This window comes from Streptomyces sp. NPDC055099, from assembly GCF_053607685.1.
Genome location: NZ_JBSGUA010000016.1, coordinates 104,226 through 126,408 on the forward strand (window position 1 = coordinate 104,226; position 22,183 = coordinate 126,408).

General features: G+C 71.7%; 18 protein-coding genes and 2 tRNA genes. 4 read left to right on the plus strand and 16 right to left on the minus strand.

Features of this window, described 5'->3' with window-relative positions:
- Window positions 1–112 precede the first annotated feature (112 nt).
- The 5 genes from ACWFRU_RS32625 to ACWFRU_RS32645 are packed head-to-tail and all read right to left on the minus strand — an operon-like array spanning window position 113 to window position 4,184.
- The gene (locus tag ACWFRU_RS32625; RefSeq protein ID WP_453691731.1) at window positions 113–982 is read right to left on the minus strand and encodes a DUF2797 domain-containing protein; all 870 of its coding nucleotides are present in this window, start codon (window positions 980–982) and stop codon (window positions 113–115) included.
- Window positions 983–1,010: 28 nt separating this feature from the next.
- A complete protein-coding gene (locus ACWFRU_RS32630) occupies window positions 1,011–1,625 on the minus strand; it encodes a hypothetical protein (protein WP_453691732.1) in 615 nt (204 codons plus the stop codon).
- Window positions 1,622–2,920, minus strand: coding sequence for a DUF7224 domain-containing protein (locus ACWFRU_RS32635; RefSeq protein WP_453691734.1), 1,299 nt, complete (start codon window positions 2,918–2,920; stop codon window positions 1,622–1,624). The genes ACWFRU_RS32630 and ACWFRU_RS32635 overlap by 4 nt, the downstream gene beginning before the upstream one ends.
- A complete protein-coding gene (locus ACWFRU_RS32640; RefSeq protein ID WP_453691735.1) occupies window positions 2,920–3,729 on the minus strand; it encodes an ATP-binding cassette domain-containing protein in 810 nt (269 codons plus the stop codon). Before ACWFRU_RS32640 ends, ACWFRU_RS32635 begins: the two co-directional genes overlap by 1 nt.
- 32 nt (window positions 3,730–3,761) lie before the next feature.
- A complete protein-coding gene (locus ACWFRU_RS32645) occupies window positions 3,762–4,184 on the minus strand; it encodes a hypothetical protein (protein ID WP_453691736.1) in 423 nt (140 codons plus the stop codon).
- A 161-nt stretch (window positions 4,185–4,345) separates the two neighbouring features.
- Between ACWFRU_RS32645 and sigJ the strand changes: the two genes are divergently transcribed.
- Together sigJ and ACWFRU_RS32655 are read left to right on the plus strand one after the other, a co-directional pair.
- Window positions 4,346–5,293, plus strand: a complete 948-nt coding sequence (gene sigJ / locus ACWFRU_RS32650) for an RNA polymerase sigma factor SigJ (protein WP_453691738.1) — start codon at window positions 4,346–4,348, stop codon at window positions 5,291–5,293.
- Between the two features lie 110 nt (window positions 5,294–5,403).
- The gene (locus tag ACWFRU_RS32655; RefSeq protein ID WP_453691739.1) at window positions 5,404–6,618 is read left to right on the plus strand and encodes an NAD(P)/FAD-dependent oxidoreductase; all 1,215 of its coding nucleotides are present in this window, start codon (window positions 5,404–5,406) and stop codon (window positions 6,616–6,618) included.
- An 85-nt stretch (window positions 6,619–6,703) separates the two neighbouring features.
- On the opposite strand, the gene ACWFRU_RS32660 is transcribed toward ACWFRU_RS32655, so the two are convergent.
- Window positions 6,704–6,776 (minus strand) — tRNA-Arg (locus tag ACWFRU_RS32660).
- A gap of 191 nt (window positions 6,777–6,967) precedes the next feature.
- Window positions 6,968–7,058: transfer RNA gene (locus ACWFRU_RS32665), tRNA-Ser, on the minus strand.
- A 255-nt stretch (window positions 7,059–7,313) separates the two neighbouring features.
- Between ACWFRU_RS32665 and ACWFRU_RS32670 the strand changes: the two genes are divergently transcribed.
- Both ACWFRU_RS32670 and ACWFRU_RS32675 read left to right on the plus strand, forming a co-directional pair.
- Window positions 7,314–7,799: an SSI family serine proteinase inhibitor gene (locus ACWFRU_RS32670; protein ID WP_453691741.1), complete on the plus strand. Its 486-nt coding sequence runs from the start codon at window positions 7,314–7,316 to the stop codon at window positions 7,797–7,799.
- 255 nt (window positions 7,800–8,054) lie between these two features.
- Window positions 8,055–12,605: a PAS domain-containing protein gene (locus ACWFRU_RS32675; RefSeq protein WP_453691743.1), complete on the plus strand. Its 4,551-nt coding sequence runs from the start codon at window positions 8,055–8,057 to the stop codon at window positions 12,603–12,605.
- 71 nt (window positions 12,606–12,676) lie between these two features.
- Here the strand turns inward: ACWFRU_RS32675 and ACWFRU_RS32680 are convergent, their stop codons facing one another.
- From ACWFRU_RS32680 to ACWFRU_RS32720, 9 genes are all read right to left on the minus strand, one after another.
- Entirely contained in the window at window positions 12,677–14,326 is a 1,650-nt protein-coding gene (locus tag ACWFRU_RS32680; RefSeq protein ID WP_453691745.1) for a long-chain fatty acid--CoA ligase, read from the minus strand.
- Between the two features lie 316 nt (window positions 14,327–14,642).
- Window positions 14,643–15,206: a SigE family RNA polymerase sigma factor gene (locus tag ACWFRU_RS32685; protein WP_453691747.1), complete on the minus strand. Its 564-nt coding sequence runs from the start codon at window positions 15,204–15,206 to the stop codon at window positions 14,643–14,645.
- Window positions 15,207–15,388: 182 nt separating this feature from the next.
- Window positions 15,389–16,282, minus strand: coding sequence for a DUF1906 domain-containing protein (locus ACWFRU_RS32690; protein WP_453691748.1), 894 nt, complete (start codon window positions 16,280–16,282; stop codon window positions 15,389–15,391).
- Window positions 16,283–16,334: 52 nt separating this feature from the next.
- Entirely contained in the window at window positions 16,335–17,501 is a 1,167-nt protein-coding gene (locus ACWFRU_RS32695) for a lipid-transfer protein (protein WP_453691750.1), read from the minus strand.
- The gene (locus tag ACWFRU_RS32700) at window positions 17,498–17,929 is read right to left on the minus strand and encodes a MaoC family dehydratase (protein ID WP_453691751.1); all 432 of its coding nucleotides are present in this window, start codon (window positions 17,927–17,929) and stop codon (window positions 17,498–17,500) included. Before ACWFRU_RS32700 ends, ACWFRU_RS32695 begins: the two co-directional genes overlap by 4 nt.
- Before the next feature lie 167 nt (window positions 17,930–18,096).
- Window positions 18,097–19,281, minus strand: a complete 1,185-nt coding sequence (locus ACWFRU_RS32705) for an acyl-CoA dehydrogenase family protein (protein ID WP_453691753.1) — start codon at window positions 19,279–19,281, stop codon at window positions 18,097–18,099.
- A 1-nt stretch (window position 19,282) separates the two neighbouring features.
- Window positions 19,283–20,191 carry a bifunctional MaoC family dehydratase N-terminal/OB-fold nucleic acid binding domain-containing protein gene (locus ACWFRU_RS32710; protein WP_453691754.1) on the minus strand — a complete coding sequence of 303 codons (909 nt, stop codon included), beginning with the start codon at window positions 20,189–20,191 and terminating at the stop codon, window positions 19,283–19,285.
- On the minus strand, window positions 20,188–21,417 hold the full coding sequence (locus ACWFRU_RS32715; RefSeq protein ID WP_453691756.1) for an acyl-CoA dehydrogenase family protein: 1,230 nt from the start codon (window positions 21,415–21,417) through the stop codon (window positions 20,188–20,190). The genes ACWFRU_RS32710 and ACWFRU_RS32715 overlap by 4 nt, the downstream gene beginning before the upstream one ends.
- A gap of 188 nt (window positions 21,418–21,605) precedes the next feature.
- A complete protein-coding gene (locus ACWFRU_RS32720; protein ID WP_453691757.1) occupies window positions 21,606–21,917 on the minus strand; it encodes a hypothetical protein in 312 nt (103 codons plus the stop codon).
- Window positions 21,918–22,183: the final 266 nt, after the last annotated feature.

The following is a 22,183-nucleotide window of genomic DNA, read 5'->3' on the forward strand; positions in this document are numbered from 1 at the left end:
AACCGCCCCCACCAGCCTGTCCACCCTCGCCCGCCCTTCATTGCCGTACGGGCAGAGAGACTTGACCATTCGGTCAGCCAAGAAGGTACGCGGTCCTCGGTCCCGGAAAAGGTCAGAAAAGCCCGCCCTGGATCGCCGGGATCTCCCGCACCGGCACACTCGTGTGCGTTGCCTCCCCCGGCCCCTCCAGTCGCCAGCCCCGCAGCAGTCGGCTGTCCAGGACGAGCAGGCGGTCGGCGTTGGTGAGGTAGATGTCCGGGCCCGCCACCGCCACGACGTCGCCCAGCACCACCCCACCGTCTACGAGTTCCGTCACCGCGTGGCCCGCGTCGCCCGCGAGGCGGTCAAGGCCGAACGTCTCGCCGTGGTCCACGACAGCCGCCCGCAGCCGTTCCAGCGACTCCGGCCAGCCTTCGAGCGCGAGGGCGAAGCCGTGGAGTGCCTCCAGTTCGCGTCGGCGCTCCTCCGCGCCCGGCAAGGTCGCCCGCACGGCACGCTTCCTCGCGTACGAGATCCGGTCCGGCACCCCGAGGGCCACCCGCAGCAGCTCCTCGGCCCGGCGCGCCGCCATCAGAGGCCCGCGCCCCAGCCAGGCGAAGGCCATCGCTCCCTGTTCGAGGAGCCGGGCGGAGCCTCGTTCCTCTCGGGTGATCCCCACCTTGAGCAGCTCAGCGCCGAACCACGCCAAGTACACGCGGTACGTACGCGGATCGTCGGCGATCGTGTCGGCGGCCACCGAATGCGCACGGTCGAGGCGCGCGCACTCCGCGCACCGGGCCTGCGTCCCCCGCGCCGGGACCGGGGCGGCCACCGGGCAGGGGTTGCCCCGGGCCCCCACGCACCCCCTGTGGCCCAGCGCGCGGAAGCCCACGCGCCGACCCACGACCAGCGGACTGACGGCGTCCCCCCGCTCCCACACGAGCACGGGCCGTGCGCCGTCCGCACCGTCCGCCCAGCTCAGCCCCGCACTGCGCCACTCCATGCCCACAGTCTCGCGCAGCCCGGCGCCCCTACTGCTCCGCCCGCTCCGTCTGCCGAGGGCGGCCCGTCGCCGCGGCCACCACTCCCGTCAGCCACAGCAGCACGGCCACCACAGCGGCCGACGTACTGGACGACGCGTGCAGCGACCAGGCCCACGGCTCCGGGGTGTTGTCGCTGTCCACGCCGAGCAGCAGCGTCGGGCCGAACATGCCGAGCGGCAGCAGCCAGGCGAGCCCGCTGCCGAAGAGGCGGGCGCTGATCATGCCGAGGCCGAGGTAGCCGACGACGTTGCGGGCCGCCGAGGCGAACACCTCGGCGGTCGCGCCGGAGAGCAGCGGCAGCGCGGTCAGGCCGAGGGCGAGCACCAGCAGCAGCACCAGATACCCGCCCCGCAGGCGGCTCATCGGCTGGGCCGCGGTCTGCTCCAGGTCCGCCATCGGCGAGAAGAGCGTGGTGGCGAGGACCACCGCGTGGGCGAGCGGCACGATCTCCGCCACCGGCACGCTGAAGTCGACCAGATAGCGGAACTCCGGCACCGCAACCCGCTGCCCCGCGAACGCGGTCGCCGCGAGGGCGATCAGCAGCGCGACACCGGCCGCCCGGGGCAGGCCACGACACCGTACGAAGGCGGTCGCGGCGTTCACCGCGGCGGCTCCGGGACGGCGCGGCAGGCGCGGATGTCCCCGGCCGCCTCCTCGATCCACGCGTCCTGCTTCGCTGCCGGGGCCTCGGTGACCCGGGCGAGGACGCGGCCGAACTTCTCGCCGTAGTACTCGCCGGGCGCCCCTGCGCGGGCGCGGATGACGGCCTCGAAGAGGAACGTGTCGGGGTAGCCGCCGGTCTCCTTGAGCAGGTGGGGCTCGCAGGAGGAGGACTTGGGCTGGGGAAGGGCCGCCGCGAAGAGCGCGTCGGTCAGGTCGGCCTCGGTCTCGGCCGGCGTCATCAGGGACAGTTCGGCGGCGTCCGACGGCCGCTTCAGGCCGCTCGCGTAGAAGGCGCGGTTGAGGCCCTTCAGCGAGCCGAGCCGCGCGTCGACCGTCTTCACCGCGGCGCGGGCCTTCGGCAGGAGATGGCGGTCCTCCGGCCACAGGCACACCTTCGTGCCGCCACTGGTGGCGCAGAGCGGCTGCGCGGGCTGGGCCTTGCGCACCGCCCAGTACGAGTCGGGCGTCGGCGTACGGAAGGCCACCAGCGCCCCGCCCGCGACGACGGCCGCCACGACGAGCGCCCCGAGGGCGAGGGGCCGCGGGGTGAGCGACGCACGGCGCCGCAGCGCGGGCAGTGCGGTCAGGAGCAGCCCGAGGGCCAGGCACCAGGCGAAGGCGATCAGCATGCGCGTGGTGTTGGGCTCGAACTCCGAGCTCCAGAACTCGTCTATCGCCGGGAACAGCTTGTCCAGCGGGGTGTCGGGGACGAACGCGACGAAGACGAAGAGCCCGTACCAGAAGATTCCCGCGAAGGGAGCGACGACGCGGGACGGCAGCGCCGAACCGATCGCGACCCCCACGGCGATCTCCAGGCCCATCATCCCGGCCCCGAGCAGCAGCGGCGTCCAGGCGGGCTCGCTGACGTCACTGACCCCCGCGGTCCGCGAGAACGCGACGGCCACGAGCACCGCGTACGCGAGCAGCGCCCACAGCCACACCGCGAGCCACAGCAGCAGCGCCTGCGCCCAGCCACCGCGCGCCGCGGTGTCCGCCCAGACCCTGGTGCGGTGCCGGAAGGCGCGGCCTGCTCCCCAGGCGGCGGCCGCACTCATCACCGAGCCCATCACGATCACCGAGTAGAGCTGGACCTGGAGGCTGGTCTGGGTCCACCAACCGATCCAGTCGCTCTCGTCGGGGCTGTCGGCGGTGAAGTAGTAGACGCCGATGGCTCCCATGAGCGCGGCGGCCCACTTGGCCTCGCCGCGCCGCATCTCGGTCAGCAGCACACGCATCAGGTCGCCACCGCTTCCGTACCGGCGAGATGCAGATAACCGGCTTCCACGGCTCCCCCGTCGACTTCCTTGCCGTCCTCGCCGGTCACGCCCCCGTCCGGCAGCGCGCACAGCTCGGCGACCGTCCCCGTGAAGCGGACCGAACCTTCGAGGAGTACCGCCACCCGGTCGCACACGTGGGCGACGTCCTCGGCGAGGTGCGTGCTCATCACCACGGCGGAACGCTCGCCCAACTCCTGGATCAGCGCCCGGAATCCGACGCGCTGGGCCGGGTCGAGGCCCACGGTCGGTTCGTCGAGGAGCACCAGGGCCGGTTCGTTGACCATGGCCTGGGCGATGCCGACGCGGCGCAGCATGCCGCCGGACAGGGCGCCCATCTTCCGGTCCGCGTGCTTCTCCATCTGGACCAGGCGCAAGGCGTCGCGGGCCCGCTCCCGCCGCTCGCCCGCAGGCACCTTGCGCAGCCAGGCCGCGTACTCGGTGAACTCCTGGACGGTGAAGCGGGGATAGAACCCGAAGGACTGCGGGAGCACCCCGATCCGCTGCCGGATCCGCTGCACCCGCGCCCGCCCCGGCGCTTCGTCACCGAGGAGGGTGACGGAACCGGACTTGGGTCTGCGAGCCGTGCTGAGCAGCGACAACAGGGTGCTCTTCCCCGCCCCGTTGGGGCCGAGCAGTCCGGTGACGCCGGAGGGAAATTCGAGGGACACGTCGTCGAGGGCGACCGTGGAGCCGTACTGGACGGTCACGGCCGCGACCGCCGCGACCGGCTGGGAGCCGGTCGCGGCGGCGCTCTTGCTGATGGTCACGTGATTCCTGATCAGTTCTGGGCGTTCACGAATCAGTTCTGGGCGTTCACGTAACCGTAGGCCCGGCTGCCGGGAATCCCGGCCCAGGTGGCCTTGGTGTAGTACTTGCCACTGGTGCTGGTGCCCTTGTAGCCACTGCAGCCGTACGCCTGCTTGTAGCTGCGGGAGGTGCCGGCGATCTTCGGGTCGGGGCGGAAGCTCTTGTCCTGGTAGATGTACGCGCTGAACGTACGGGTGTCGTTCACCGGCACATCGCCACAGGCCTTGGCGTGACCGCTGCTCTTGCCCTTCCAGCGGTCACCGTCCTCCTTGTTCCCCGCGGTGGCTATGGAGAAGGGCAGCCGGCTCCCGCTGATCTCCGCCGCCACCGCACCCACGGCCGGCACACCGATGGCGATCGCCGTCAGCGTCCCGACGACCGCGAGCTTGCGCTTCCCCGAGTACAACTTGCGCATCAAAATCCTCCAATAAAGCAGGACTTACTTGGTCGTTGATCACGCTATGTGCGGAATACGTGACTCCGGCGAGGTTCACCACAGCTGTGCCGATGATCACATCGGAGTCCGTCATGGGACGGTCATGGGAGCCTCAGGGGGCGCGGGCTAGGATCCGCAGCATGGCTCTGACCGTGAACGACGTGGACCGGTTCGAGGCCGCGAGGCCCCGCCTCGAAGCCATCGCCTACCGCCTCCTCGGATCGGCGAGCGACGCCGAGGACGCCGTGCAGGACACCTTCCTGCGCTGGCAGGCCGCCGACGTCGACCGCGTCGAGGTCCCCGAGGCCTGGCTGACGAAGGTCCTCACCAACCTGTGCCTCAACCAGCTCACCTCGGCCCGCGCCCGCCGCGAGACCTACGTGGGCCAGTGGCTGCCCGAGCCCCTGCTCGCCGGTGACCCGATGCTCGGCCCCGCCGACACCGCCGAGCAGCGCGAATCCGTCTCGTACGCGGTCCTCGCCCTGATGGAGCGCCTCTCGCCCAACGAGCGCGTGGTGTACGTGCTGCGCGAGGCCTTCGGCTACTCGCACCGGGAGATCGCGGAGATCCTCGACATCACCGAGTCCGCGGGCCAGCAGATCTTTCACCGCGCCAAGAAGCACGTCGCGGCCGGCAAGGCCCGCACCGAGATCGACGAGGCCACCGCCCAGCGCATCGTCGAGGAGTTCCTCGCAGCCGCCACCAGCGGACAGACCGAGCCGCTCGTACGGCTGCTCACGCAGGACGCCATCTCCATCGGCGACGGCGGCGGCAAGGTCCCCGCGCGCGCCAAGGCGTTCGAGGGCGCCATCGCGGTCGCGAAGTTCATGCGGGGTCTGTTCGGCAAGCCCAGCGAGGCCAAGCGCGCCATCGTCGGCGGCTCGCCCGACGTCTGGGCCGCGACGGCGAACGGCGGCCCCGCCCTGGTGGTGGCCGTCGAGGGCCGGGTCGTCGGCGTCATGTGCCTGGAGATCGCCGCGGACGGCATCGTCGCGTTCCGCAACCAGGTCAACCCCGACAAGCTCGAACGCGCGACCCGGCAGTGGGCGGCGACGGACCACGGGGAACCCCTGCTCAAGGCGTTCTGACCCCCACCACCACGATGTGACCTGCTTCACACCACACACCTGTCAGGAATCGCCGGGCTGCCCGGTTCAAGTGGCGAACCCGCTGAAGAGCTGATGACAGGAGCAGGAAAATGCAGCAGCACCGCATCGTCGTCATCGGAGCCGGATACACCGGAGCCATCGCCGCCGGACGCCTCGCCAGGCGGCTGCGCCGCGAGGACGTCGCCATCACCCTCGTGAACCCGGAGCCCGACTTCGTCGAGCGCGTCCGGATGCACCAGCTCACGGTCGGCCAGGACCTCAGGCACCGGCCCTTCAGCGAGATGTTCGCGGGCACGGGCGTCGAACTGAGGCTCGCGAAGGTCACCGCGGTCGACGTCGACCGCAAGGCCGTCTCCGTCAGCAACGCACAGGGCACCGCCGAACTGGCATACGACACCCTCGTGTACGCCATCGGCAGCGGCTGGAACACCCAGGGCGTCCCCGGTACCGCCGAGCACGCCCACGAGATCGCGAGCCGCCCCGGAGCGCTCCGGCTGCGCGAGCGCCTGGCCGGCCTCGGCGCCGGGGAGAGCGTGCTCGTCGTGGGCGGCGGCCTGACCGGTCTGGAGGCGGCGACCGAGATCGCCGAGGCCCGCCCGGACCTCGACGTCGCCCTGGCCGCCCGCGGCGGACTCGGCGACTGGCTCTCGCCCAAGGGCCGCGAGCACGTGCGGAAGGTCTTCGCCGGGCTCGGCATCACCGCGTACGAGCAGACCGCCGTCACCGGCGTACGGGCCGACCAGGTCACCACGGCCGACGGAGAGGTCATCCCGGCCGCGGTCACCGTATGGACCACCGGCTTCGCGGTGCACCCGATCGCGGAGGCCACGGCCCTGGAGGTCACCGACACCGGCCAGATCGTGGTGGACCGCAGCATGCGCTCGGTCTCGCACCCGGACGTGTACGCGATCGGCGACGCGGCCATGGCGATGGGCCCCGGCGACAAGCCGCTGCGGATGTCGTGCGCCACCGGCACCCCCATGGCCTGGCAGGCCGCCGACGCCATCGCGGCCCGCCTGACCGGCCAGAAGGTCCCGAAGACGCCGATGCGCTACTTCAACCAGTGCATCTCGCTGGGCCGCAAGGAGGGCCTGATCCAGTACGTCACCGCCGACGACCGCTCGGTCAACGCGGCCCTGACAGGACGCCTCGCCGCCCTCTACAAGGAACTGATCTGCAAGGGCGCGGCCTGGGGCGTCGCCAACCCCCTGCTCGGCATGCCGGCCCGCCGCCGCCCGGTGACCCAGCCCCCGACCAGCCGCCCGACCAGCCCGGCCGCTCCGGCCGAGGCCACGGCAGCCTGACCGGGCACCGCCCCCGCACCCGGTGCGGGGGCCGCCCCCGGACAACGCGAAAGGCCCCCGGCGAACCGGGGGCCTTTCGACTGTGTGCACTCGGCAGGATTCGAACCTGCAACCTTCTGATCCGTAGTCAGATGCTCTATCCGTTAAGCTACGAGTGCTTGATTTTTCTGTTTTCTGTCTTCGCTTCCCGGCCTTTCGGCCCGTTCGCGGCGACAGGAAGAACATTACATGACCGCCGCCGCCATGTGAAATCCGTTAGCCGCACCGCTTGCGACCTGCGGAAACGTTCCTCATGAGCAGGAAGCGCCGAAGCCCCGGTCCATCAGGACCGGGGCTTCGGATCTTGCAGCGGAGGCGGAGGGATTTGAACCCTCGATGGGATTTAAGTCCCAAACCGCATTAGCAGTGCGGCGCCATAGACCGGACTAGGCGACGCCTCCAGCTTGCACTCCGGCGCGAGCGCGGGGGTGCGTTGCAGATGATGACACAGCCGGGCGGCGTGTCACCAATCGCGGCTTCCAAGGTACTAGTCGGGCGGCCCGCAGGGCAAAGCATCTTTCCGTGCCCATGGCTCTGTGGGCACGGCTACGTGGGCACGGCTACGTGGGCACGACTCCGCGCCCGCAACTCCGTGCCCATGACTCCTGCCCGCAACGTCGCGGCGTCAACGGCGTTAGACGCGGTAGAGCCCGTACGTGTTCGCGTACCCGGTACCCCGCACCCAGTGGAGCCCCGTCATGCTGCGCCGTCTCGTCCTCACCGCCGCCGCCTCCGTCGCCGCGCTGTCCGTCGCGCCCGCCGTCGCCCATGCCGACATGGGGCCGCTGCCCCTGCCCACGCCGGTGACGGAGTCGACCCCCAACCGGCTCACGGTGGAGGTCACCGACACCGGGAACGGCCGGGACGGGAAGTTCGAGCTGGAGTGCCACCCGGCGGGCGGCACGCACCCGCAGGCCAAGGACGCGTGCGCGAAGCTCGACGAGGGCACCTGGGGCACCGACACGTTCGCGCCCACGCCGGCCGACTCGAACTGCACCATGCAGTACGGCGGCCCCGCCACCGCGCACATCACGGGGACGTGGAACGGACGGCCCGTCGACGCGACGTACAACCGCAGCAACGGATGCGAGATCTCCCGGTGGAACCGGCTCGTCCCGGTGCTGCCCGAGACCGGCGCCTGACTCCGCCGATCCGTTCCGGCCACTTCCGGCCACTTCTGAATCGGTTCCCGGCCACGGCGAAAACCGCCCGGCCGGGACCTCGTCGTGACCAGGCGGTACGGAAGCCACACATCTTCTGCGTGCGACCTCCCTCTCATCCGGCGTCGCGCGCACAACCACTCCCCGTAGACTCCCTCCCGTGACACGCCGCGGGCCGCGGGGCAAGATGGCCTGGGCGAGTCGGCAAGCAGCAGTAACCAGGGAGGAAGCGTCGTCGTGAGCAGCAGGCCATCCCGAGGCGCTGCTCGCCTCGCAGCCATACTCGACGCGCTCCCGGACGCGCTGGTCCTCGTGAACGCGAACGGGACCGTCGTGAACGCGAACGCGATCGCGCTGGAGGCGTTCGAGGCACCGGGCACAGCCCTCGTGGGCCGCGGGCTCCTCGATCTGTTGCCGGAGTTCGACTCCCGGCTCATTCCCGGATCGATGCGCAGGCCCGAATCCATCGACGAGCGCGGGCGCACGAAGCCCACGCGGATGGTCGCGCGCCGCACGGACGGCAGCGAGTTCCCCGTCGAGGTCACCAGCTCGAACCTCGAGGACATCCGGGACGCCTACGACAATTACGGCTACACCGGCGACGAGTTGCTCATGCTCGTCGTACGCGACCTTTCGGGCGCCGTGGACACCGAGGCCGAACTCGCGCGTTCCCAGCGGCAGACCGAGATGATCCTGCGCGCCGCCGCGGAGGGTGTCGTCGGGACGGACACCGAGGGGCGGGTCGTCCTCGTCAACCCCGCCGCCGCGCAGATACTGGGCTTCAGGGCCAGCGACCTCGGCGGGCAGCAGCTGCACCATCTGGTGCTCCACTCGCGCGCCGACGGCGAGCCCTTCCCGTACGAGGAGTCCCCCCTCGCCGACACACTCCGCTCCGGGCGCAAGCACCGGGTGCGCGGGCAGGTGTTGTGGTCCAAGAGCGGCGACCGGGTCGCCGTCGACCTGACGACAGCCCCCGTGCGGGACGGCGATCAGCTCGTCGGCGCGGTCATGACGTTCACCGACCGGCGGCCCTACGACGCGCTGGCCGAGGAGCACGAGGCCGCCCTCGCGGCGCACGCGCAGGAGATGCAGGCCGCGACCGAGCGGCGCACCGAGGAGCTGCGCGCGGCGACCGAGCGGCACGCGGCCGAACTCGCCGCCGCCGCCGAGCAGCGCGCCGAGGAGATCGCCGCCGAGCAGGAGCGGTACGCGGCGCTCGCCGAGCGCGAGAAGGACCGGTTCGAGGAGCTCGCCGAGCGCGAGAAGGCGCGGTACGACGCGCTGGCCGCGCGGCACGAGCAGCTGCTCGCCGTGCTCGGTTCGTCGTTGCGTGGCCCGCTCGACGAGCTGCGGCGCGAGCTGTCTGCTCTCGCGGCGGACGACGCCGGGCAGTTGTGGCCCGAGGCGAATCAGGTGCTTCACCACCTCTCGGCTGGATACGCGCGCATCACCACCCTTGTCGACAATGTCCTCGGCTTCCAGTTGCTCGACTCGGGCGCGGACGAGCTGTCGCGCGCGAAGGTCATGCTCGACGCCGTCGTCGCGAGCGGTGTGGAGGGCGCGGTCGAGCTGATCGGGCCCGGACGCGCGCAGTTCGCGGTGCACGCGCCGCCGATCGAGGTCGAGGTGGACCCGGGGCGGCTCGCCACGGCGCTCGCCCACCTGGTCGCCGACGTGGCGGGCATCGACGCCACGGGCAACGCACGGGCCGGGGCGGCCCCTTCGGCCGTGGCCCCCGGTGGGTACGTGGACTCGACGGTGGTCGTGGCCGCGGCCCAGCGCGGCGAGGTCGTCCGCATCGAGGTGCGGGGGCCGTACGCCGGGGGAGACCCGGTGCACGAACCGATCGTCCGGGGCATCGTGCGGGCGCACGGCGGCGTGCTGCAGACGCACGAGGTGCCGGGGATGAGCGGCAACGCGTACGTACTTGAGGTGCCGATCGGTGCGGGGGGCGGGACCGTTGCGCCCGCGCCCGCGCCTGCGGTTGCGGATGGCGCGGACGGTCCTGTCGGTTCTTCGGTCGTGGTGCCCGCGCAGGCTTCGCCTGCGACGGGTGGCGGGCGGCGCCGGGCGCGGCGGGCGGCTGGTCCCTCCGTCGACTCGTTCCTGGAGAGTGCGGTTGCCGACGGGGTTTCCGCCGGGGCTTCCGACGGTGGGACTTCGGGGGGTGCCGTCCCCGAGGGGGGCTCGGCTTCTCCCAGTGGGACCGGGCGGCGTCGGGGTCGGCGGGCGGCGGAGGCTGCTGGGGCTGCCGAGGGGCAGGCCCACGCGGAGGGCGCGGCTCAGGGCACGGCTTCGGCTGAGGTGCCGGTGGCTTCGGAGGCGTCGGCGCTGGGCGCGGGTACGCAGGCTGCCGGTGGTACGGGGCGGCGGCGCGGGCGGCCGAGCGCTGCGGAGGGCCTTGGGAGTTCCGTGCATTCCGTGGGCTCCGTCGTGACTGCCGCTGAGCATGCTGCCGGGTCCGCTGCTCTGGGGGAGACGGTGCCGCCGCAGGGCGTACCGGTTCCCGCGGGAGGGGTGGCCCCTGCCGCTTCCGGGCAACGGGCTCGACGGAACGACGACCAACTGGCGTTGCCGCCCGCTCTGCCTTCGGGCGACGCCTCCGGGAGCGGTGCTTCCGGGAGCGGTGCTTCCGGGGCCGGGACGGCTGTGGCGGTCGCCGGTGACCCGGGCGAGGGCTCGCCCCGTCCGACGGGGCGGCGTCGCCGTGCGCTGGCCGCCGCCAAGGAGCGGGCCGCCGCCGAGGAGGCACCCAGCGGGCGCGTCTTCGCGCTGCCGCCGGCCTCTGCGGACCAGGACGACACGGGGCAGCACGAAGCGGCCCTGCACCACCCGGCCGACGACCACACCCCGCCGCAGCCGCACCCCGCGGACGCCCCGACGGGCCGCCGCCGGTCGCGTGCGGCACAGGGTCAGGGTCAGCAGGGGCTGGAGCAGGGCCAGGGCCAGGGCTTGGGTCAGGGCTTGGGTCAGGGTCAGCAGGGGCTGGAGCAGGGGGCGGCGCCCTCTGTCGCTGCTGCCGCTTCCGCTTCCGCCGCGCCGGGGGCGCCTGTCGCTCCCGGAGCGCCCGCACCCGCACCCGCGCCCGCCGGTCCTGCGGGGGGCGCGCAAGGTACGCCGCCCGCCGGTGTTCCCTCACAGCCCACGACGTACGCCGAAGGCACTCCGGCACGCGGCGTCCACACGCCCGGCAGGGGTGTCGCACTCCCGCCCGAGCGCGGGACCCAGGGCGGGCGGGCCGCGCAGCCGCTGCCCGCCGAGGCCGCGCCCGGCGACCCCAACTCGACGCAGGGGCGCTCGATCAGCGTGCGCACGCTCGGGCAGGGCGTGCCCTTCGGCCAGCAGATCTCCGAGCAGCAGCAGCGCCGTCTCGGGCTTCAGGGGAGGGGGCAGGTTCCGGGAACTCCGGGTACTCCGGGTACTCCGGGTACTCCGGGTACTCCGGGTACTCCGGGTACTCCGGGTACTCCAGGAACGCCGGGTACTCCAGGAACGCCGGGTGCCGCAGGTGCTCCGGTAGCTCCGGGCACTCCGGCTGCACCGGCTGCACCGGCTGCACCGGTGACAGCACCGCAGCCTCCGCAGGCGCCCCCGGCCCAGCAGGCCCCACAGCCCGCTCCGGCACCGCAGCCCGCCCCTGCCCCGCAGCCGCCCACCGCCGGACCGCTCCCTGAGCAGGCGCCCGCCCAGCCTGCCCAGCCCGCAGCTCCCGCGGCGCCCCCGGCTCCCGGTCAGACGCAGTCCCACACCCTCGGCGGAACCCAGGGCGGAACCCAGGGCGGTTCCCTCGGTGGCTCCGTGGGAGGTTCGGGGCGGCGGCGCAGGCTGTCCACTCCCCCCGCCCTCGCGGGCGATGACCGCCCCGAGGCCGCGGCGCGCCCGCACCCCCAGGCGCAACCGGCCCACCCGCAGTCCCGTATCGCCTCCTCCAGCGAGGGCGCGGGACGGGCGTACGCCATCGGCGCCCCGGACGAGAACGCCGACGAGGGCCCGGAGCCGCTGGACGGCCCCGGCGGCGCCGTCGAGGTCGCCAACCGGCCCCAGCCGCAGCCCATGGACGACGAACTGCCGCCCGAGCCGCTGGACAACCCGCGCCGCCTGCTCGTCTGGCCCGCGCCCGACGTCACCACCCAGCAGGCGCTGAGCGACCGCGGCTACCGTCCCGTCATCGTGAACTCCCGCGAGGAGGTCGACGCCCAGATCGCGGCGTTCCCCGCGGCCCTGTTCGTGGACCCGCTGACCGGACCGATCACGCGTACGGCCCTGCAATCGCTGCGCACAGCCGCCGTGGCCGCCGAGGTTCCCGTGCTCGTCACGGCGGGCCTCGGCCAGGCGACGCGCGAGGCGGCGTACGGCGCCGACCCCGCCGTACTCCTGAAGGCCCTCGCGCCCCGCGACAGCGAGCAGCACCCGCCGCGTGTCCTGCTCATCGAGGAGCACGAGGAGATCGCGCTCGCCCTGACCGCGACGCTCGAACGGCGTGGCATGCAGGTCGCGCGGGCGGAGAGCGACGCGGACGCGGTGACGCTCGCGGCGCAGATGCGGCCGAACCTGGTGGTGATGGACCTGATGCAGGTGCGCCGTCGCCGGGCCGGGATCATCGACTGGCTGCGTGCGAACGGTCAGTTGAACCGCACCCCGCTCGTCGTCTACACCGCCGCCGTCGACGAGACGGAGCTGCCGCGGCTCGCGGCGGGGGAGACGGTGCTGTTCCTCGCGGAGCGGTCGACGAGCACCGAGGTGCAGGGCCGCATCGTGGACCTGCTTGCGAAGATCGGCACGAACTAGCCCTCCGGCCTTCGGACATGCGCGTTGCGCCGCTCCCCCGGCTGAGGGGGAGCGGCGCAACGCGTCTGCCGTCAGAGCTTGGTGACGTCCAGTTCCCCGGCCGCGTACTGCTTGCGCAGCACCTTCTTGTCGAACTTGCCGACACTCGTCTTGGGCACGGCCGGCACGATCGCCCAGCGCTCGGGCAGCTGCCACTTGGCGATGGTGCCCGCGAGGAAGTCGCGCAGGGCGGCGTACTCGAGGTTCGCGCCCTCCTTCAACACGACCGTGGCGAGCGGGCGTTCGCCCCACTTGTCGTCGGGGACGGCGACGACGGCCGCCTCCGCGACGTCCGGGTGGGCCATGATCGCGTTCTCCAGTTCGACGCTGGAGATCCACTCGCCGCCCGACTTGATGACGTCCTTGGCGCGGTCGGTGAGCGTCAGGAAGCCGTCCGGGCTGATCACGCCGACGTCGCCGGTCTTCAGCCAGCCGTCCGCGCTGAACTTGTCCTCGGGCTTGAGCTCCTCGCCGCCCGCGCCGCCGTAGTACGCGCCCGCGATCCACGGCCCGCGCACCTCCAGCTCGCCCGCGGACTCGCCGTCCCAGGGCAGGTACTCGCCGCCGGGGCCGACCAGGCGGGCCTCGACGCCGGTCGGGAAACGGCCCTGGGTGAGGCGGTAGGCGAACTCGTCGTCGGTACCGAGGGCCTTGGCCGGCGGGCGGGCGACCGTGCCGAGCGGGGAGGTCTCCGTCATGCCCCAGGCGTGGCAGACCCGCATGCCCAGCTTGTCGAAGGCCTCCATCAGCGAGGGCGGGCAGGCCGAGCCGCCGATGGTGACCTGGCCGAGCGAGCTGACGTCGCGCGGCTTCGCGGTGAGTTCGGCGAGCAGCCCCTGCCAGATGGTGGGGACGGCGGCCGCGTGCGTGGGCCGCTCGGTCTCGATCATCTCGGCGAGCGGGGCGGGCTGCAGGAAACGGTCCGGCATCAGCATGTTCACGCCGGTCATCAGCGTCGCGTGCGGCAGGCCCCAGGCGTTGACGTGGAACTGCGGGACGACGACGAGCGTGGTGTCGGCGTCCGTCAGGCCCATCGACTCGCTCATGTTGACCTGCATCGAGTGCAGGTAGATGGAGCGGTGGGAGTAGACGACGCCCTTGGGGTCTCCGGTGGTGCCGGAGGTGTAGCACATGGCTGCGGCCGTACGTTCGTCCAGCTCAGGCCAGTCGTACGCCGTGGGCTTGGCGGCGATCAGGTCCTCGTACTCGTGCACCCGCGCCTGGATTCCGGCCAGCGGCGAACGGTCGCCGGGGCCCGAGACCACCAGGTGTTCGACGGTCGGCAGCTGCGGGAGGAGGGGCGCGAGCAGCGGGATGAGGGAGCCGTTGACGATGATCACGCGGTCGGCCGCGTGGTTCACGATCCAGGTCAGCTGGTCGGCGGGCAGCCGGAGATTGAGGGTGTGCAGCACGGCGCCCATACAGGGGACCGCGAAGTAGGCCTCGACGTGCTCGGCGTTGTTCCACATGAAAGTGGCGACTCGCTCGTCGCCGTCGACGCCGAGGTCCTCGCGCAGCGCGTGCGCCAGCTGGGCGGCTCGTTCGCCGATCTCGCGGAAGCTGCGGCGCTGCGGGGTGGACTCGCCGGTCCACGTGGTGACCTGCGACGACCCGTGCACGGTCGTCCCGTGCCGGAGGATGCGGGTGACGGTCAGTGGTACGTCCTGCATCGTGCTCAGCACGGCGTCCTCCCGATGGGCGCGCGGCATTCATCCAGGGCGGCTCCCGGATGACCTACCTGGCAGTAGGGCTCGCCAGATTCTTGCCGCATACCGCACGGTATGTCACTAGGTCGGGAGAAGAAAGGTCCCACCCGTGACCACGCTGTCACCGACCACGGCACCGGCGGTCCGGGAACTCAGCGGACCGGCGTGAGCGGACCGAGGTCAGCGGACCGGTGTGAGCGGACCGAGGTCAGCGGACCGGTGTGAGCGGACCGAGGTCAGCGGACCGGCGTGAGCGGACCGAGGTCAGCGGACCGGCGTGAGCGGACCGAGGTCAGCGGACCGGCGTGAGCTCCGGGTCCTCGCGCAGCTTGCCGAGCGCACGCGACACCGCGCTCTTGACCGTGCCGATCGACACCCCGAGCACCTCGGCGGTCTGGGCCTCGCTCAGATCCTCGTAGTACCGCAGGACGACCATCGCCCGCTGCCGCGCGGGCAGCTTCATGATCGCGCGCCACATCGCGTCCCTGAGCACCTGCTGCTCGGCCGGGTCCGCGACCGGCGTCACCTCGGGCTCGGGCAGCTCTTCACACGCGAACTCGTCGACCTTGCGCTTGCGCCACTGCGAGGTCCGGGTGTTCAGGAGGGCCCGGCGCACGTACCCGTCGAGCGCCCGGTGGTCCTCGATCCGGTCCCACGCGACATAGGTCTTGGTGAGGGCGGTCTGCAGCAGATCCTCGGCATCGCTGGGATTCGCGGTCAGCGAGCGCGCGGTGCGCAGCAACACGGGCTGACGTGCCCGGACGTACGACGCGAACGACGGATACGCCGAAGGACTCGCTGTCCGCGTCGCGGCCTTCGATGCGCTGGTGCACATGGGCACCATGGATACGGTCATGGCTCCACGCTAGAAGCGCCCCCTACTTCAGCGGATCGGCCGCAGGTCCCTAAGCCGTGTCCGCCTCAGGTTGTACGCGGGGTGGTAGCCCCACCTCCTGAAGGTGGAGGAGGCGGAGCACACCCCTGAGGGTTCATCCCTGAGAGGGTCGCGCTCCCGGCCCGCGCGTGCCCGCCCAAGGACTAGCCGACGCGGGCCACCGGCGCGTGCACGAGATTCCTGTCGATCTTGAGCGTGCGCCCGCCGTGCCTCTCCTTCACGTTGCCCGCGTACTGGTGAATGCGCCGCTCAGGGCGCCACGCGTCGCGCCGCAGCACCGGCTCGCGGTACAGGTGCGGCCGCGTGTGCCAGCGCGCGAACCACATCACCGACGGCAGATCCCGCACCCCCGCCCGCCGCGCCGTCTCCATGTGCCGTACGCCGGAACTCGCACTGCTGTAGAAGCCCGGAACGTACCCGAACCTGCGCACCTCACGGTTCCACGCCCGCACGAACGCCAGGGTGCCGTGCGCGCACCACTTCTGACGGTAGGTGTACGACTCCATGTCCAGGTAGAGCGGGCTGAGCCTCCTCATCCCGAGTGCCCTCGCCTTTCGTACCGCGTCACGTCCCTCCTGTGTCCCCTGCCGCACGGGGTACCGCCCCATGCGGACGTTCTTCTTGTGCTTCGCCGTCACGCAGGGCGACTGCGAACCGACGTACACCGGCAGCACCTTCCACCCCTGCGCCCGCACCGTGCGCATCCAGGCCCGGCTCAGGTTCGGCTGGCGCTTGCAGGCCCGGCCTCTGCCCGCGTAGTAGACGCCGACCGCCCCGTAGTTGGAGGACTTCCAGCGGCGCATCGTGTCGGCGGACGGAGCGAGGCAGGTGTCGAAGGCCCGCCCGCGGAAGGTCGACACCCCGGCCGGCCACCCGACGGAGGCAGCCGGGTCAGCCGGAGCCGGTGGGGTCGGCGGCGCGGCTGGGGCAGCCGGAGCCGGAGCGGCTGGGGCAGCCGGAGCCGGGACGGCGGCGGCGAGGGTCGCGGAGAGGGTGGCGGAGACGACAAGTCCCATCATCAGCTTTCGGCAGCTCATACGCCGAGTGAAGGGCCCAGAGCCTCCGCCGTGCCCGGGACACGCGCCGCGTTCAGCCGTCCGCCGCCAGAATCAACCCTGATGTAGGGACACCGGTGCCCGCGGTGACCAGCGTGCGCGCCGCGCCCGGTATCTGATTCACGGCCGTGCCGCGCACCTGCCGGACCGCCTCCGCTATGCCGTTCATCCCGTGCAGATACGCCTCCCCGAGCTGCCCTCCGTGCGTGTTCAGCGGCAGCGTCTCCCCGGCCACGAAGTCCGCCGCCTCACCCGGCCCGCAGAAACCGAACTCCTCCAGCTGCATCAGCACGAACGGAGTGAAGTGGTCGTAGAGGATGCCCACGTCGATGTCCCCGGGCGCGAGCCCGGAGCTGCGCCACAACTGCTTCGCCACCACACTCATTTCCGGCAGCCCGCTCAGGTCGTCGCGGTAGAAACTCGTCATCTGCTCCTGCGCCCGGCCCGCCCCCTGGGCCGCCGCCGTGATCACCGCCGGCGGCTTCGGCAGATCGCGGGCCCGCTCCACGTTCGTCACGACGATGGCCTGCCCGCCGTCGGTCTCCTGGCAGCAGTCCAGGAGCCTGAGCGGCTCGACGATCCAGCGCGAGGCGGCGTGGTCGGCGAGCGTGATCGGCTTCCCGTGGAAATAGGCCGCCGGGTTGGTTGCCGCGTACTTCCGGTCGGTGACCGCCACATGGCCGAAGGCATCGGAGGTGAGGCCGTAGGTGTGCAGATAGCGCTGGGCCGCCATCGCCACCCAGGAGGCGGGGGTCAGCAACCCGAACGGCAGGGACCAGCCGAGCGCCGCCCCCTCCGCCGACGGCTCCCGGTGCTGCACGCCCGAACCGAAGCGGCGGCCCGACCGTTCGTTGAACGCGCGGTAGCAGACGACGACTTCGGCCACCCCGGTCGCCACCGCCAGCGCCGCCTGCTGCACGGTCGCACAAGCGGCACCACCGCCGTAGTGGACGCGCGAGAAGAACGACAGCTCCCCGATGCCGGCCGCCTGCGCGACGGTGATCTCCGGATTCGTGTCCATGGTGAACGTGACCATGCCGTCCACGTCGGCGGGACTCAGCCCGGCGTCGTCGAGCGCGAGGCCCACCGCCTCCACGGCGAGCCTGAGCTCACTGCGCCCCGACTCCTTGGAGAACTCGGTGGCTCCTATCCCGGCCACGGCGGCCTTCCCGCCGAGGAGGTCACGCGTACGTACGCTCATGCCGCGCCCCCTGCCGAGGCCCCGCCGTGTTCCTTGCCTCTTCCCCCACCCGGCACGGTGACCGTGACCGTGCCGGTGGCGTGCTTGCCCATGCCGTTGGCACCGACCACCCTCACCGTGGCCGTGTCCCCGTCGACCTGCTCCACGGAGCCGGTCAACACCATCGTGTCCCCGGGGTAGTTGGGCGCCCCGAGACGGATCGCCACCTTGCGGAGGACCGCACCGGAACCGAAGTGGTCGGTGATGTACCGGCCCACCAGGCCGTTCGTGGTCAGGATGTTCATGAAGATGTCGGGGGACCCCTTCTCCTGCGCCGCCACGGCGTCGTGATGAACGTCCTGGTAGTCCCGCGAGGCGATCGCACCGGAGACGATCAGTGTCCGGGTGACCGGGATGGTGAGCTCCGGCAGCTCGTCCCCGACCCGCACGACTTCTCCTCCCTTTGCTGCGGCTTGCTGGTTAGCTGTGGCGCGCTGTCTCGCTGCGGCTTGTTGACTTGCTGCGGCTTGCTGGCTTGCTGCGGCTTGCTGTCTCCCGATCACGTCGTCCCGTCCCCCGTCATGTCGCCCCTCCTCCTGCCTGGGTGTCGCCCCCGTCATGCCGCCCCCTCGCGCGAGGCCTGCGGCGCCTGCGGGCCCCCGACCTGTGGGCCCTGCGCGTCCTGCGCGATCAAATCCCCCATTTCTGCCAGCACTTCGCTGCCGCACCCCAGGTACGCGTCCAGCTGCCGCCCCCACAGGAAGTGCCGGTGCACCGGATGGTCGAGGTCGGCGCCCATGCCTCCGTGCAGATGCTGGCCCGCGTGCACGACACGCTTTCCGCCCTCCGATGCCCACCACGCGGCGGTCAGCGCATGGGTGCCGTACGCCAGGCCCGCGTCGCGCCGCCACGCCGCCTCGTACGCCGTGACCCGTATCGCCTCGGTGTCCATATGGGCGTCCGCCGCCCGGAGTTGGACTCCCTGCTTGGCCGCGAGAGGGCGTCCGAACTGCTCCCGCTCGTTCGTGTGCGCCACCGCGCGGGCCAGCGACCCCGCGCACACCCCGGCCTGCAGTCCCGCGAATGCGGTCCGCGCGCTCGCCAGGACGTCCTCGTACGCCCCGCCTCCTCCTATCCGCTCCCCGGGTGTCCCGTCCAGGACCAACCGCCCCGCCGCCCACGGCGCGGTCAGTTCCACGGGCTCGGTCTCCGCGTCGGCCACCCGCACCCTCCACAGGCTGTGGCCGCCCCGCGTCTCCGGCTCACGCACCGCCACCAGGGCCTCCGTGGCATCCCGCAACCACGGCACCCAGGGCACCACCCCGGTCAGCGTTCCCGTCAGCTCTCCGGCGGGCACCCCGGCCAGCCCGCCAGTCGCCCCGGACTCCCCAGCTGACCCGGCCGACCCGCCCCCCGGCGCCCCCTCCGCGACGGCCACCACGCCACCCCGCGCCGGAAACGCCCCGGCCGCCACCGCCGTACCGTCCCGCAGTCCCGGAAGCAATCGCCCCCGCTGCTCCTCCGTGCCGTGCGCGGCCACCGCGAGCACCCCATAGACGCAGCTCGCCGCGAAGGGGACCTGGGCCGTCGTCCTCCCCTGCTCCTCCAGCAGCAGCACGAGGCCGAGCAGCCCGACCTCCTCCACCGCACCCAGCAGCCCCGCCGCGCACAGCGCCTTCCACAGCTCGGCGTCCGACTCCGGCCCCGCCGCCGTGAGCCGCTCGGGCGTGGCCAGGTCGCCGAAGATCTCGGCGGCGAGGTCCCGTGCCGCGGCCTGCTCCTCCGTGGGTGTGAAGTCCATGTCAGACCTCGCCCCCCGCCATGCTCTCGACCGCCCGGAACACGGGGAGCTTCAATTCCGCGTCCAACCGCTGGAATTCGAGCCGGACCGGCTGCCCGATCCGCACTTTGTCGCTGGGCACCCCCACCACATTGCTGACCATGCGCACGCCTTCCGCCAGGTCGATGAGCCCGACGGCGTACGGGGGATCGAAGGCCGGGAAGGGCGGGTGGTGCATGACGACGTACGAATAGACCGTGCCCTCGCCGCTCGCCTCGACCGTGTCCCACACGAGCGACCCACAGGCGTTGCAGCCCGGCAGCCAGGGGAAGCGCAGTGTCCGGCAGCCCCCGCAGCGCTGGATGAGGAGCTGATGCCGGGCCACGCCTTCCCAGAACCCCGCGTTGTCCCGGTTGATCACCGGGCGGGGCCGCTTGTCCCGGGATTTCTGCCGCGCGGGTGCGTATTTGAGGATGCGGAAGCGGTGGGTCCCCGCCGGCTCTCCGCCCGCTCTGACGTCCATCCGGGTCGTGACGAAATGGCCCGTGCCCAGTTTGGTCGTCTTGCGCTCCGAGACCGATTCGATGACCGCGTCGAAGGTGATCTCGTCCCCCGGCCGCAGCGGCCGCAGATACTCCTGCTCGCAGTCCGTCGCGACGACGGAGGTGTATCCCGCGCCGTCCAGGAGCGCGAACAACTCGTCGTACGCGGCCGAACGCCCTTGGTGCCCGGAGAGCCCGCCCATCGTCCAGGCCTGGAGCATCGTCGGCGGCGCGATCGGATCCGCCCCCGTATAAGCCGGGTTCGTGTCGCCCATGGCCTCGCACCAGTGCCGGATCATCGGTTCGTTGACCGGGTCCTTGCCCTCGCCCGAGGTGGCGGCCGCCCGCCCCTCGAAGACCTTCAGCGCCTCGTACGAAAGATCGGTCATCGCCGTCCCCTCCGCATGCCGAGGCGCATCGCCGCCACGATCTCCCGCTGCACCTCGCTCACCCCGCCCCCGAACGTATTGATCTGTGCCGCCCTGTTCATCCGCTCCAACTCCCCCTCAGCCGCTGCCCCGAGCGTCAGGGAGCCGGGTGAACCGGACCGGACCAGACCCGCGTCGCCCGTGACTTCCTGACATATTCGGTACACCTCCACCGCCGATTCGGTTCCCGCGAACTTCACGCCGCTCGCGTCTCCCGGCGCCAGCGCGCCCGCCCCCACATCGCCCACCAAACGCCAGTTGAGCAGGCGCGTTGCCGCCAACCGGGCCTGCGCTTCGGCCAGCCTGGACCGGACCCACGGAGCGTCAATCCGGCGCTCGCCCGTCACTGGATCGGGTGTACGGGCGAAAGCGAGGGCCGCGGCGTAGAAATCCTCGGCCTGCATGCCGATCGCCGCGAGCGCCACCCGCTCGTGGTTGAGCTGGTTGGTGATGAGCCCCCAGCCGCCGTTCTCCTCGCCGACGAGGTTCGTGGCGGGCACGCGGATTCCGTCGTAATACGTGGCCGTCGTCGTCAGACCGCCCACCGTCTCGATCGGCGTCCACGAGAACCCGGGCGCGTCGGTCGGGACGAGGATGATCGAGATGCCTTGGTGCTTGGGGGCTTCGGGGTCGGTGCGGCAGGCCAGCCAGATCCAGTCGGCGTTCTGGGCGTTCGACGTGAAGATCTTCTGCCCGTCGATGGCCCACGTGCCCCCGGGCCCGCTGTCCCCTCCGGTCTCCCCGGGCGTACCGGCGGGCCCCTCGGCCTCGCGCACCGCCCGCGTCCGCAGCGACGCCAGGTCCGTGCCCGCCGACGGCTCGCTGTACCCGATCGCGAAGACGAGGTCACCACTGAGGATGCGCGGCAGGAACCTGGCCTTCTGCTCCTCGGTGCCGTACTTCATGAGGGTCGGCCCGACGGTGTTCAGGGTGACCATCGAGACGGGCGCGCCCGCGCGGTAGGCCTCGTCGAAGAAGACGAACTGTTCGTCGGGCCCGCGCCCCTGTCCGCCGTATTCGACCGGCCAGCCGAGGCCGAGCATGCCGTCGGCCCCGATGCGCCGCAGCAGCCGGCGCTGTCCCTGAAGATCGTCGCCTTGAGGTGGCCCCCCAGGCATCAGATCGCGGAAGTAGGAGCGCAGTTCGGCGCGCAACCGCTGTTGGCGTTCGGTGGGGGCGAGGTGCACGGCGGCGGCCTCTCCTTCGCGTAAGGGCGTCGCACCGACAGTGGTTTCTGACTGTCCGTCAGAAACTGTCGGGATGTCAAGAGATCACCCCGGACACGACTGCGCGGCGGTGCAGATGCACCGCCGCGCAGAACGCCACACACCCCATCCAGCAGACCCCCGGGGAGCTGCCCCGGGGCGCCGTCACCTCACCAGAGGTGGGTGAAGTTGACGGCGATGTTCTCGTTCGACTGGTCGATCGCCGTGAACGCCGAGCCGTTCACCTGGGCGGTGTTGTTCTGGTTCGAGGCGCCTGAGCCGACGGCCTGCTGCTGCGACGTGGACGAGTTGCCGCTGTTGTTGCCGCCGACGCCGCTGCCGTTGACAGTCGCCACGCCCGCATTCGATCCGTCGTTCGCGAAGGAGCCGTTGTCGGCCGTCGCGACACCCGTGAAGAGTGCGGCAGCCAGGGGCAGGGCCGCGGCTGCAGCGATGACGCGGGCGGTACGGATGCTTACCATGTCAGTTTCCTCCGTTACGGGGGCACCCACCGGCGATGTGCCGGGAGCACCTGAAGTGCGTCTTGTTCCAAAGCAGTTGGCCGACCGCCTTGGGGGTTCTGCACGACGTCGCGAGTCCAGAGTTGCCCACCGAATCCCCGGCGAACCACCCCGGAAGCCCCAATTCCCCCGCAAGCGTGAGTACAAGTCGATAAACATGCTTCGGCCTCCCATAGGCCCTGTTCAACCCCCAAAAGCGGGCTCAAACCCAGGCACAGCACGGGCTG